Origin of the sequence: Porphyrobacter sp. YT40, assembly GCF_006542605.1 — a bacterium.
In the GTDB taxonomy this organism is placed as follows: Bacteria; Pseudomonadota; Alphaproteobacteria; order Sphingomonadales; family Sphingomonadaceae; genus Erythrobacter.
The window spans coordinates 2,584,987-2,597,573 of the sequence record NZ_CP041222.1 but is presented as its reverse complement, the minus strand read 5'-3'; the positions used below and the strand labels follow the sequence as shown (position 1 = coordinate 2,597,573).

Sequence of the window (12,587 nt, the reverse complement as noted above, 5' to 3'; positions counted from 1 at the left end):
TTCTCGTTTCTGATTTAGACAAGCCAGGCCTTTCGCAGTGCGTTCCGGGCTCCTGACCACAAGGAGTCCGTGCATGACACGGCCAAAATCTCTCCAGGTTCATGTTTCCCTCGACCTCGCCGAGCGGGTTCGCGCTGCCGCCAGGCGGCGGGATATCAGCGTCAGCGAATGGATCAGATCGCTCCTGTCGCGGGCCTGCGATGACGACGATCTCGCCTCCAGGCTCGAGACTTCGATGGAGCGCGTCAGCCGTCAATCCGTCTTTGTGATGGTCGGCGTCGATGCGCTTCTCGCCGGGCATGCCGACCATGGCCTGCGTGAGCGAGCCCATCAGGCCTATGCCCGCAAATGCAAGGAGCTGGGACTCTCCGCCAACGCTGGTGAGGGAGGCCAGGCATGAAACGCAACCTCGTCAATTTCACGCGCGGCAGCCAGCTTCTCGGGCATTTCAGCTTCATGTTTGCAGCTGGTCTGAAGGGACCGCTGATCATTGCTGCTCTGGGCATCTCAGGTGCGAGTTGGTGGACCATCTCGTCGGGCCTGACCGATCACGAGGTCTACCTCGTCTGGATGCGGATCTACGCTGCCATCTACGGCTTCATGGAGTTCGATTCCACCAAGCAGGTCGCAGTTGAAACGGCTTTCGGCGGGACCGTCCAGCTCCCCATCATCATGCTCGATGCCTACCCGCCAGTGGTGCGCGCCTCGGACCATCTGATCGATTTACTGGGCCATGCCCTTATGCGATCGGCGCTGCTCCTCGTCCCGGCTTTTATACTCTTCTACTGGTTCGCGGCGCGGTTCGGCAGCCGCTCCAAGGAACGCAAGCACGAGCGCGGGGCCATGCTCGTCACGCTTCCCGAACTGGTCGAGGAATTGCGCGGCCACAACCAGCGCGAGCGAGCCCGCGAGCTGTCCACCGCCATGGGTTGGAAATGGCGTCTGTGCTCACCCAGGGAGATCGCTGCGGCATTCCCCTATCGCCCCTCGCATCTCGCAACCGTCGTCTATCCCTGGCGGCTCGAGCAGAGCCATGCCATGCTCATCGGTACGACCGGTATGGGCAAGACGGTCGCCATCTCGGACATGATTGCCGAAGCCCGGGCCAAGGGACAGCGCTGCGTCGTTTTCGATCTGACCGGCGCCTTCATCGAGCATTTCTACCAAGGGGACCGGGACATCATCCTGAACCCGCTCGATGCGCGATGCCCCCAATGGAGCCTCTTCGACGAATGCCGCGCCGAAGGTGATTTCTGGGCCGCAGCCGAAGCCCTCGTACCCCATGACGGGGGCGGGGAAGCGCAGTTCTGGGTCATCGCGGCGCGTGCGCTCTTCGTCGAATTCTGCCTCAAGCTCGTCGCAGAGGGCAGGGGCACGAACGAGGCGCTCGCCCGCGAACTGATGACCGCGGACCTGTCCCGGGTTCACGCCATGATGCGCGGAACGATCGCCGATCCGCTGACCGCTCCCGAAGCCGCCCGCATGGCGGAATCGATCCGCGCGGTGTTCAACGTCAACGCCAAGGCGCTGAAACTCCTGCCCACCTCAGGAAAACGCTTCTCGGTTCGTGAGTGGATCGAGGAAGGCACGCATGATGGGACGGGCAAAGGCTCGATGGTGTTCATATCCGCGCGCTATGTGGACATGAGCGTCTGCGCACAGTTGCTCACGCTCTGGCTCGATACGGCGATGAACACGCTGATGACCACGCCGCGCACGCAGGATCTCAAATTCTGGTTCTTTCTCGACGAACTGGGGGCACTGCATCGCCTCCCCGCGCTCGAGAAGGGCCTGCAGACCGCGCGCAATTTCGGCGGTGCGATCGTCACCGGCATTCACGCCTATGCCAAGCTCAAGGAGGTCTATGGCGAGAACATGGCGATGACGCTGTCATCGCTCGCCCGGACCAAGCTCATCCTGGGAACGGCGGACCGCGACACGGCGACCTGGTGTTCGGACTTTATCGGCCACCGTCAGGTCCGCGACATGGAAGAAGGGTATACCTACGGCTACAACAACGCTCGCGATGCGGTCAGCCTGACGCCGCGCAAGCACATCGAGCCGCTGCTCCTGCCCGACCAGTTGATGAACCTTCCCAAGCTTACCGGGTACGTCAAGTTTCCCGATGGCTTCCCGGCGGCGCCTGTCAGGCTGAAGCCGGTGAACCGGGTGAAAGTCGCCGAAACCTTCATTGGGCGGGCCAAGGACCGGCCTGCGATCATACGGCAAAACGACAAAGGCGAGGAAAGTGCTGGTGCCGGCCATCCGCCGGCGACACCGAGCGATCATCCATCCTCGAACGATGACGGCGCAGGCAAGCCCGTGGTTCCCAAACAGGGTAGATTGCCGCTCGAACCGGAACCGGCGAGCGATGCAATAGAGCCGCCGCAGCCGCCCGCAAAGCACGCCCGCAATCAGGGCTTGAGCAGCACCGAAAAGGTGGCAGGTAAGCCGCGGCGTTCAGCGAAACCGGCCCCGGAGCAACGCGAGGCCGGGGAGCGAAATGCCCGGCCGACGCCGCCCAAGGGCCTCGCCTTGCGCAAGGGTGCGGCACCCGAGGAAAGCGATCCAGCCAAAGATGGGAAGGATGGCCGCCGTAGCGACGCGCCGCGGGCGGAGCCGCCGCCCGACAAGCAGCACACCGCCGATCAGACCACGCAACGGCAGCGTGATACCGATGCACGCAAGCTGATGATCGACGACGGCGTTCCCGAGCAGGAGCAACCATCCCGCGACGAGCCGGATCTGGGCGATTTTGAACCCTGATGCTGGTGGCAGACGCCGTTTGGCGAGGTGACAAGCCATGCTCTCTGTAGCCAATGTCCGCACCGCCCGCGGCGCTGCCAACTATTTTGCAGCCGACAATTACTACACCCGCGCCGATGCCGAACGCTCCGGCCAATGGCTGGGGAAGGGCGCCGAAAAGCTCGGGCTGCTTGGGTCCATCGAAGCCTCGCAGTTCGAGGCTGTGCTCAAGGGATTGCTGCCGGACGGAAGCCGTGTCGGCACCGACAACCGGGGGCATCGCGCGGGCACCGACCTGACGTTTTCGATGCCCAAGAGCTGGTCGATCCTTGCATTGGTCGGAGGGGACCGGCGCATCCTCGATGCCTATGGCGCAGCGGTCAGGGAGACGCTGGCATGGGCCGAGAAGAATCTCGCCGAGACCCGCATGGAGGTCAAAGGCAAGGAGCGGGTCGCCCAGACCGGCAATCTTGTGATCGGGCTCTTCCAGCACGACACGAACCGCAACCAGGAGCCCAATGCGCATGTTCACGCCGTAGTCGCCAACGTGACCCAGGGGCCCGATGGCAAATGGCGTGCGCTCAGGAACGACAAGCTCTGGGAGCACAATACCCTCTTGAATGCCATGACCATGGCGCGCTTCCGCTTGGGCGTAGAAAAGCTTGGCTACCAGGTCGGCGAGTACGGCAAGCACGGCAATTTCGAAGCGGTCGGCGTGCCGAAGGCGGTTCGCGATGCCTTCAGTTCGCGCCGCGCGGAAATCCTCGACAAGCTCTCGTCGATGGAAAGCAAGGGGCTGGCGGCCCGCAATGCGGCGAACCTCATGACGCGGGCGAACAAGGGGCCGGTGGAGGATCGCGGGGCCCTTCTGAACCGGTGGCGCGAGGAAGCAGCGCGACACGACTTCGACCCCGCGATCGTGATCGCGCAGGCCAATGCGCGCACCGTCAATGACATCGGCTCCGTCTCGGGGATCGGCAACTCGGTTCGCGTTATCGCGCAGCGCGGGCGCCTCTTTGCCGCAGCCATCGCCGAACGGCTGGGCCTGCGCGAGGGGGACCCGCTCGTGCCTCTCAATATGGGCAATCGCACCCCGGAGCAGATCGCGGCACTCCATGCGGTTGCGTCCGCCGTCCGGCACCTCGGGGAGCGCGAGGCGGCGTTCTCGCGAACCGAGATCTATCGCGCTGCGCTTGGCTTCGCCTTGCCGACGTCGCTTGCCGACATCGAGCGCCGCGTCGATCAACTGCTGCGCCAGGGCCATCTGCAAAGAGGCAAGGGCGCGGACCGCGATCTTGTCACGACCCGCGATGCCATCGGGCTTGAGCAGCGCATCATTGCCGCCGTCGAAAGCGGGCGAGGACTTGGCGCTGCGATCGTCTCTGCCGAAGTTGCCGGGGAACGTCTCCAGGCGCTTTCCCAGCTCAAATATGGCCTGAGCTTGAACCCCGGTCAGGAAGGGGCAGGGCGGTTGCTCCTCGCCTCGCACAACCGGATCGTCGCCATTCAGGGCGTGGCGGGCGCGGGCAAGAGCACCGTCCTCAAACCTGTCGCCGACATCTTGCGGGAGGAAGGCAAGGCCGTGCTCGGGCTCGCGGTCCAGAACACGCTCGTACAGATGCTCGAGCGCGAAACCGGCATTCCCTCGATGACCGTTGCACGTTTCCTGCGCCAGCATCAGGGCCTGCTCGAGGGTGCCGATCGGGCACGGTTGGCCGAAGCGCGCGCCTCGATGCGCGGCACCATCGTGCTGCTCGACGAGGCATCGATGGTCGGCAACGCCGACAAGGAAAAGCTCGTGCGCCTTGCCAATCTGCTCCAGCTCGACCGCTTCGCCAGCATCGGCGACAGGAAGCAATTGGGCGCGGTCGATGCCGGCAAGCCTTTCGACGTCATGCAGAAGGCCGGGGTCGAGACGGCCGTCATGAACATCAATCTGCGCGCCCGTGGAAAGGCGCTGCGCGACGCTCAGCACGCGGCCCAGGGCGGTCATATCGACGGGGCGCTGCGGCATCTGGGGAGCCATGTCGTGGAGGCGGGCAACCAGGCTGCCGTCGAGGCGGCGGCAGCCTGGCTTTCCTTGTCGCCCGGCGAACGCGAGACGACCGCGATCTATGCCTCGGGCCGTGCGCTGCGCGGCGAGGTCAACGAGGCTGTCCAGACCGGGCTCAAGGCCAATGGCGAGCTGGGGCCCGGCTCTCTCAAGCTGGCTGTGCTGTCGCGCGTCAATCTCACGCGCGAGGAACTGCGTTATGCGCGCAGCTATGCTGCCGGAATGGTGCTGGAAGTAGGCCGGCGGCAGAGAGGGCAGGGGCTGAACAAAGGCCGCTACGAGGTGGTCGATACCGACCCTGCCCGCGAACGCGTGACATTGCGGAACGAGCGGGGGCGGCACTTCGAGTTCCGGCCGGGTCAATTGCGCCCGCAGGGGGAACAGGAGGCGTTACGCCTGTTCGAGGTTCGGCCTCTCGAGATTCACGACGGCGATCGGATTCGCTGGACCGCAACCGATCACAAGCGCGGCCTGCTGAACGCCGACCAGGCCCGCATCGTGGCGATCGACGGGAAGGGCGTGACGGTGAAGACCTCGCTCGGCGCCGAACACCGCCTGGCGCAGGGTGAGCCCATGCTCGAGCGTCTCGACCTCGCCTATGCGCTCAATGCGCATATGGCGCAGGGGCTGACCTCCGATCGCGGAATTGCTGTCATGGACAGCCGCGAGCGCAATCTCGCCAACCAGCAGACATTCCTCGTCACCGTTACCCGGTTGCGCGATGGCCTGACCCTGTTCGTCGATAATCCCGGCAAGCTTGAAGCCGCGGTTGAGCGCAATTCCGGCATGAAACGATCGGCGCTCGAGACGGTGAACCTGCTGCGCGATGCCGCGGCTTCGGGCCTGGCCAACGGCAGAACGCCGGAACCGATGCGCGAACCTCCCGAACTCGATCGCTCGATCACCAAGCCGTTCGAAATCGGCATCTAGCCGGCTTTGGTCCGCAGCTGTCCACAGGGAACCGATTGACTGTTAGTTCTTCATTTGTTCTCATATGCGATATGTCCCGAATCACCGACGATATCCTCCTGACCCATCTCGAAGTCGCGCTTGCCGTCGCGCCGGAGGCGATGCTTGTCAGGCTCAGCGCCGACGACCCGCGAGCCCAGCGCAATGCCCGCTTCGATCTGGCGCGCCATCTGGTCGAGCGGATGCAGGGGTTCGCGATCGAATGCGAGGCAAATGGGAACATGAGCGTTCAGCCCTGCCTCTTTCCGGGCGATCTGCGCCGATGGGATGACATCCATGGGCCGATTGGCGGGCAAGCGTGATTGCTTTGGCGTCCCGCTATTGCAGGGGCGTGTCGCTATCCTTGCCCATCAGTCCGGCAATGCGTTGGGCGATGGCCTGCCATGTCGCGATGCCTGCCTCGTCCCCCACTAGCGCCAGCGTGCCGATCTGTTCGGCGACATGGAGCGGGGCCTTCTCGCCATGGGTTTTCAGGACCTGGTTGGCGCAGGCCCAAAGTTCCCATTCGCTCAGCATCAGCCGAAATATCCGGCAAGGCCGGCGAGGGTGGTGATCAGGCCGTACGCAACGAACGCGCCGACGAGGAGATATTCGAGGTTGAATTTCGACCGGCGGGGCCGGGACTGTCCCGCTGGCCAGATCTGGTCGCAGACAAGTCCATTGAACCCGGCGCGCCGCCCGACGACTTCGACCTGGCAGCCGATCAGGCCGCGGGTGGAGCGCCGCGCCTCCAGTTCCCACACGCCTCCGTCCCCGGTGCGAAGAAGCAGGAAGAGGCCGGAAGGCCCCTCTTCGAGACGGCCCATAAGGTGCAGGTCGGCGCTCAACGGCACACCGGTCCCTTCCAGTAGCTGTAGGCGCTTGCAATCGTAGCGGCGTCTGCTCGCAAACAGCCGGTTTTTCTGCTCACGCTCTCTGCCACTGGCAGGTGGCATCCTGCTCGAATTATCTGCCAATGTGCTCGCCATCATCCGGCGCTGCTTGCAAACGGGGCGTCGTGCTCACGCTTCCTGCCAATGGGTTCTCTAAACCCGTCGCCGGCAGCCGCTTTTGCGAAGAAGGTTTTCAGAACAGTTTTGACAAGCAGCAGGCCGCAGAAATGCGTTGCGGTCATGGCCCGCCGGCAAGGTCGTCAGAAAGGAAGGTTTTCGCGAACAGCGGACGACGCATAGAACGCGCACAGATATACGTTTATGACCGAACCAGTCGAACTGCGCTGGCCTCGATCGTCCCGTTTGGGATCGAGTTTCGGGAATGCCGGACGCTTCCCAAAATCCGTCTCTATTGCAGAAGTGAGAAAGTGAAGCCCTCAAGCCTAGGTGTCAGAACCGTTCGGTTGTGACACTTAAAACATTACCGGCTTCGGTGCGGATAGAGCTATGGGATGGCAGGCCCAAACCGATTTAGAGGCACCTTGAGAAACGCCGTGCCGCAAGCCTCCGCGTCGGGCAACCGGCCTCCCCGGATGTTGACCTGAAGTGCGGCAAGCATCAGGTCGGGAAGCGGCAGCGAAGCGTCGCGCTTCTCGCGGGTCGCCACGAACTCCGCCTCGTCGATGCCATCGCGCACATGGATGTTGTCACGCCGCTGATCGGCGACGGTCGAGCGGCCGATTACGTCGCGACCGTCCTTGCCATAGTCATGCCCGACATAGGTCGCGGTTTCGGGTGAGAGGTCGAGGATTGCGCGGATCGAACGCCAAAGTTCATGCGCGTCACCGCCGGGGAAATCCGCCCGGCTCGTGCCACTGTCGGGCACCATCAGCGTATCGTGAACAAACGCCGCGTCACCCACGACATAGGTAATCGAGGCGAGCGTGTGGCCGGGCGACGGCATGACGTGCGCGTCGAGCGAACCAATCCTGAACCGTTCGCCATCGGCGAACAGCCGATCCCACTGGCTGCCATCGACGGGCAGGTCGGGCAGGCAGTAGATATCCTGCCAGAGCTTCTGCACTTCCACGACCTTGGCGCCGATCGCGGTTTTGCCACCCGTCTTTTCAGCAAGGTACGGAGCAGCGGAGAAGTGATCGGCGTGGGGATGGGTATCGAGTACCCATTCCACTGTAAGACGCTTCGCGCGGACATATTCGAGGATCATATCGGCATTGTCGGTTGCGGTCGCACCGGCACGGGGATCGAAGTCGAGGACTGGATCGATGATCGCGGCGGCCTTCGTGGCTTCGTCGACCACGACATACTGGAAGCTGCCGGTGCGCTCGTCATGGAGCGACGCAATCGTCATGCCTTTGTGATTATACTCGATCATGTTTCGTATCCTCTCGCATCGTCAGCTTTCTTCCCGGGCACGCGCGAACAGCCGTTCAAAGTCGCTGGTATCGATCGCGCCCATCACCAGCATGCGTCCGGCAAGATAACCCGGGGTGCCGGCCAGTCCGATCGAATAGGCTTCCTGTCCGTTCGCCCGCAGGCGTGCCGCGACAGCGTCCGCGTGGGCGGCAAGCCAGGTCGTCGTGCGCAGCCAATCGCCGCCAGCGCGCATCACGACGTCCCGTAGCATGTCGTCGTCGATCGTGCGGCTGTCCGTCATCAACGCACGGTGGACGGCCGGGTAAACTCCCTGTTCGGCGCACGCGAGCGCCACGCTTGCGGCACGTTCGGATGGCGGACCGAAGATGGGCCAGTCCTTGTAGATGATCTGCACCTTGCCGTCGCGTTGTACAGCCTCTTCCAAGGCGGGAAATCCATGACGGCAGGCTGGGCAACGATAGTCGGTGAACACGGCAAGCCGAAGCGTAGCATCGGCAGGTCCGTCCTCGGGCGAGCCGTTACCGGCAAGGATCAGGTCAGCGGTCGGCCCGACGTCGCGCCCGATCGGGGCGGTATGCCGCAGCACCTGTCCGACTGCCCAACCACCCACGACCACCGCGCCCAAGCCGGCAAGCTGTCTCCGATTGAGCGGCCCAGGCATGATCAGCGCGCCGCAGATTTTTTGCGCGCTTCGGCGACGAGACGACGCAACGTCGGGAGATCGACAGCACCGGCGACGACCTGCGAGCCGACGATCAGCGCCGGCGTCCCGTTGAAACCGATCGCTTGGGCGATGCCATCGGTGCGCGTGAGCAGCGCGTCGATTTCGGCGCCGCGCGATTTCAGATCCCGTTGCAGACGGGGCCAGTCGACCCTGGCTTTGGCAGCCGCTGCCTTGACGCCCGCGCTGTCGAGCCGCGCCGGCGAGGTCATCAGCGCCTCGTGAAAGGCGGCATGCCTGCCCTGCCATTGGCTCGCGACGGCTGCGCGCGACGCCTCACGTGAAGCAGGTCCGAAGATCGGCCAATCCCGGTACACGACCCGTACCCTCGGGTCAGAGCGAAGCAGGGCGTTCAGCACCGGCTCCATGCGACGGCAATAGGGGCAGTTGTAGTCGAAGAACTCGACCACCGTGACGTCATAGGTCTTGCCGGCGCGCTTGGGTGCCACGGGATCGTCGACGACGGCCTTGCGCGACAGATCGGGCTGCTGCGCGATAACCGGGGAGATCGGCGCGGCGAAGGCAAGCGCAGCCAGGAGGCCCCCCGACAACAGGTTGCGACGGTTCATCGGTGTTTCCTTGCTAATTCGATTCCATCGACGAGGGCGGCGCGTGACAATTCACCGAGCTGGAGCTGTACGATTGTGCCGTCGCCCGCGACGAAGGCCGTTGCGGGATACCCCGCCACCTTCAGGGCTTGGGAAAGGCCACGATCGGTGTCGAGCGCGACATGGCGCGCTCCGATATTTTCACGGCCGAGAAAACCGCTGACGATCGCTTGCGCCTCGCCCTGATCGGCAAGAAGGATCGGGACCTCGCCAGGGCGCGATGCAACCGCATCGAGCATCGGCAGCTCACGCCGGCACGGGCCGCACCATGTCGCCCACAGGTTGACTACGAACGGCTGGCCACGGAAACGATCGAGTGGAAGCGGCGCGCCGGACAGGGTCGTCAGGTTGAGATGATAGGGGAACGGGCCGTAGGTCACGGGAGGGATCAGCGCCTGAAGCAAGAACCAGAGGCCACCCGCAACAGCCAACGCTCCCCAGCCTGCCGCCAGCGCGCTTGAGCGACCAAGCCGGATCGCCAGCATCGCCGCTGCGCCGAGAAGCCCTGCAAGGGGGGAAAAGCCGCCCTGCCACATGGCAAGGATGGACAGCGGAGCGTCGACGTAGCTCGACCAATGCGCTGCAACGTAACCGATCCGCGCCGTAACCAGTCCAGCGACGATGGCGCTGGTGGAGACCGTCGACACGCGAGGGATGTGAAGCCGACCGGCCAGCGTCGTTAGACCAAGGAACACGACGATACACAGCACGGCAAGCCCGCGATCGACGGCCAGCATCAGCGGCCCGATGGTAATCGCACCCCCCATCAAAGAAACGCGGCCGCGCTTTTCCAGAGCATGTAGGTCGCCACCACGAAGATCAGGACGGCGAAGACCGTGGTGAGCGTGCCGCCCGAGCCGAGGCGCTTCGCGATGCGCGTGCCGATCAGGCCGCCGACAACCCCACCGGCGATGAACACGAAAGCGAGCGGCCAGTCTACCAGACCGGAAAACGCGTAGTTGGCGGCCGTCGTCAGCCCGAACGCGGTGACGGCGATCAAGGACGTGCCGACAGCGTTCAAAATCGGCATGCCCGTCGACCCGATCAGGCCGGGGACGATCAGAAAGCCCCCGCCGATGCCGAAGAAGCCCGAGAACAGACCGGTGCCAAGGCCGTAGCCCAGCACCTTCGGCGCCTTTTCCCGGTTGCACTCCGCCCCCGGGCTGCCCGTGTCACCGCGCCCGCGCAGCATCAGGACGCCGACGACGACCATGACCAGCGCGAACAGGAACAGGAGCTTGCCGCCATCGACGGCCTTGCCCGCGGTGGAGCCGAACAGGGCGCCGATGACGCCGGCGGTCGCATACATGCCGCCACAGCGCCATTTGACGTTATGCGCCTTGGCATGACCGATCAGGCCGGTTGCAGCGTTAGCGGCCACCGCGAACGCGCTCGTGCCGATGGCGAGGTGGGCGTTGGGCACGCGCACCAGATAGACCATGAGCGGCACGGCGAGGATCGAGCCGCCCCCGCCGACAAGCCCGAGGGTAAAGCCCACCAGGCTGCCGGACAGCGCGCCCAACAGATACTGGAGCGGTTCGAGGGTCATGCCGCTTTGCCGATCTCATGCGGGGCCGCCATCCACTCATGGCCTTTCAGCATGGCCTGCCAATAGATCGGGGGCAGCATCCGCTCCTTCAGGAACCAGGCAGCTCGCGTCGGGCGCGTGCCGTTCAGGAGCCACGACGGAAAGCTGGGTAGCAGTTTCCCACCATAGCCGAACTCGGCGAGGACGATCTTGCCACGCTCGACCGTGAGCGGGCACGATCCATAGCCGTCATAGTCGACAATAGGTGGCTTGCCATCGAGTGCGGCGAGCGCGTTGACCGCCACCACGGGTGCCTGCTTGCGGGCTGCCGCAGCCGTCTTCGCATTACTGGTGCCAGCGGCATCACCCAGGCCGAAAACATTGTCGTACCGCTTATGGCGCAGCGTCGCTTCATCGACCTCAACGAAGCCGTTTGCCGCCGCGAGCGGACTTTTGGCGACGACATCATGCGAAACCTGAGGCGGCACGACATGGAGCATGTCGAACTCGCGTTCGACCCGCTCGCTGACGCCGTCCCGCTTGCGCTCGAAGGTGGCAATACGCCGATCGGCGTCGACCGCGACGAGGTTGGATTCGAGCCTAAGGTCGATCCCATACTTCTCGACATATTCCATCAGCGCAGGGACGTAGGTCGCGACGCCGAATAGCGCCGCACCGGCGTTGTGAAATTCGACGTCGATCGCGGGGAGCACACCGTGATCGCGCCAGATGTCGCAGGACAGGTACATCGCCTTTTGAGGCGCGCCGGCGCACTTGATCGGCATCGGCGGTTGCGAGAACAGCGCGCGTCCCCGCTGCAATTCCTGGACAAGCCGGTAGGTGTAAGGTGCCAGATCGTAGCGGTAATTGGACGTGACGCCGTTGCGGCCCAACGCCTCGGGAAGCCCCGCGATCTTATCCCACGCCAAACGCAGGCCGGGAGCGACGATCAGGACACGGTAGGCGATCGTATCCCCGTCTCCCAGGGTGATCGCCTGACGCTCGGGGTCGATGGTGATCGCAGGCAGCCGGATCCATTCAACGCCCTTGGGCATGACATCGGCTTCGGCCTTGCGGGTCTGCTCGGACGTGAAGACGCCCGCCCCGACCATCGTCCAACCCGGCTGATAATAATGGTCCCGGGCCGCATCGACGACAGCGATTGACACCTTGGCGTTGCGCTTCAGGATGCTGGCGGCTGTTGCGATGCCCGCGGCTCCGCCTCCGATGATGACGATGTCGTAGGTCATTTGCCGGCCCCTTCGGAACGACGGGCCAGCGCCGGCTTCAGATCGGCGAGATCGTACCCGGCTGCCTTGGCCTGACCGATGATCGTTTCTGGATCGGCATGATCCGCCTCCGCCAATGCCCAAAGGGTAGCCGCCCGCATGCCGCTTCGGCAGAAGCCGAGCGTCGGTCCCGGCAGCGCAGTCAGCGCTTCCTTCATCCGGTCCGCATCGGCATCGGTCGCCTTGCCCGGCACGATCGGGACATGGGCGAACGCAAGGCCGTGTTCTTCGGCGATCCGGGCCATCTCGTGTGCGCTCGGCTGTCCCTGCTCCTCGCCATCGAGCCGGCTCGAAACGATCGAGCGAAACCCCGCCTGTGCGGCGGCAGCGACATCATCCCGGGTGAGCTGGGGAGCAGCCGAGAAGGACGGTGTGATCCTCTTGAAGGCCATGTGACGTCTCCT

General features: G+C 64.3%; 14 protein-coding genes. 4 read left to right on the top strand and 10 right to left on the bottom strand.

Annotated features, from left to right (window positions below):
- The first annotated feature begins 73 nt into the window (after positions 1-73).
- The 4 genes from E2E27_RS12120 to E2E27_RS19040 all read left to right on the top strand — a co-directional run bounded on the left by E2E27_RS12120 (position 74) and on the right by E2E27_RS19040 (position 6,069).
- Positions 74-400 carry a ribbon-helix-helix protein, CopG family gene (locus E2E27_RS12120; RefSeq protein WP_141459498.1) on the top strand — a complete coding sequence of 109 codons (327 nt, stop codon included), beginning with the start codon at positions 74-76 and terminating at the stop codon, positions 398-400.
- A complete protein-coding gene (locus E2E27_RS12115) occupies positions 397-2,766 on the top strand; it encodes a type IV secretion system DNA-binding domain-containing protein (protein WP_141459496.1) in 2,370 nt (789 codons plus the stop codon). The genes E2E27_RS12120 and E2E27_RS12115 overlap by 4 nt, the downstream gene beginning before the upstream one ends.
- Before the next feature lie 37 nt (positions 2,767-2,803).
- The gene (gene mobF / locus E2E27_RS12110; protein ID WP_141459494.1) at positions 2,804-5,728 is read left to right on the top strand and encodes a MobF family relaxase; all 2,925 of its coding nucleotides are present in this window, start codon (positions 2,804-2,806) and stop codon (positions 5,726-5,728) included.
- Positions 5,729-5,799: 71 nt separating this feature from the next.
- Positions 5,800-6,069: a hypothetical protein gene (locus tag E2E27_RS19040; protein WP_141459492.1), complete on the top strand. Its 270-nt coding sequence runs from the start codon at positions 5,800-5,802 to the stop codon at positions 6,067-6,069.
- 16 nt (positions 6,070-6,085) lie between these two features.
- Here the strand turns inward: E2E27_RS19040 and E2E27_RS12100 are convergent, their stop codons facing one another.
- From E2E27_RS12100 to E2E27_RS12060, 10 genes are all read right to left on the bottom strand, one after another.
- Positions 6,086-6,283, bottom strand: coding sequence for a DUF6961 family protein (locus E2E27_RS12100; RefSeq protein WP_141459490.1), 198 nt, complete (start codon positions 6,281-6,283; stop codon positions 6,086-6,088).
- Entirely contained in the window at positions 6,283-6,594 is a 312-nt protein-coding gene (locus E2E27_RS19035) for a DUF5818 domain-containing protein (protein ID WP_234036044.1), read from the bottom strand. Before E2E27_RS19035 ends, E2E27_RS12100 begins: the two co-directional genes overlap by 1 nt.
- A gap of 140 nt (positions 6,595-6,734) precedes the next feature.
- Complete coding sequence (locus E2E27_RS18745) at positions 6,735-6,881, bottom strand: hypothetical protein (RefSeq protein ID WP_181443429.1); 147 nt, start codon at positions 6,879-6,881, stop codon at positions 6,735-6,737.
- Between the two features lie 263 nt (positions 6,882-7,144).
- Positions 7,145-8,035 (bottom strand): MBL fold metallo-hydrolase, encoded by an 891-nt coding sequence (locus tag E2E27_RS12090; protein WP_066706259.1) that lies wholly within the window; start codon positions 8,033-8,035, stop codon positions 7,145-7,147.
- A 21-nt stretch (positions 8,036-8,056) separates the two neighbouring features.
- Positions 8,057-8,653, bottom strand: a complete 597-nt coding sequence (locus E2E27_RS12085) for a DsbA family protein (RefSeq protein WP_234036267.1) — start codon at positions 8,651-8,653, stop codon at positions 8,057-8,059.
- Positions 8,654-8,700: 47 nt separating this feature from the next.
- On the bottom strand, positions 8,701-9,327 hold the full coding sequence (locus E2E27_RS12080) for a DsbA family protein (RefSeq protein ID WP_066706255.1): 627 nt from the start codon (positions 9,325-9,327) through the stop codon (positions 8,701-8,703).
- A complete protein-coding gene (locus E2E27_RS12075) occupies positions 9,324-10,103 on the bottom strand; it encodes a TlpA family protein disulfide reductase (protein ID WP_234036043.1) in 780 nt (259 codons plus the stop codon). The genes E2E27_RS12080 and E2E27_RS12075 overlap by 4 nt, the downstream gene beginning before the upstream one ends.
- 29 nt (positions 10,104-10,132) lie before the next feature.
- On the bottom strand, positions 10,133-10,915 hold the full coding sequence (locus E2E27_RS12070) for a sulfite exporter TauE/SafE family protein (RefSeq protein WP_066706250.1): 783 nt from the start codon (positions 10,913-10,915) through the stop codon (positions 10,133-10,135).
- Complete coding sequence (locus E2E27_RS12065; RefSeq protein ID WP_066706247.1) at positions 10,912-12,144, bottom strand: NAD(P)/FAD-dependent oxidoreductase; 1,233 nt, start codon at positions 12,142-12,144, stop codon at positions 10,912-10,914. The genes E2E27_RS12070 and E2E27_RS12065 overlap by 4 nt, the downstream gene beginning before the upstream one ends.
- On the bottom strand, positions 12,141-12,575 hold the full coding sequence (locus tag E2E27_RS12060) for a protein tyrosine phosphatase family protein (RefSeq protein WP_141459488.1): 435 nt from the start codon (positions 12,573-12,575) through the stop codon (positions 12,141-12,143). Before E2E27_RS12060 ends, E2E27_RS12065 begins: the two co-directional genes overlap by 4 nt.
- Between the last annotated feature and the right edge of the window lie 12 nt (positions 12,576-12,587).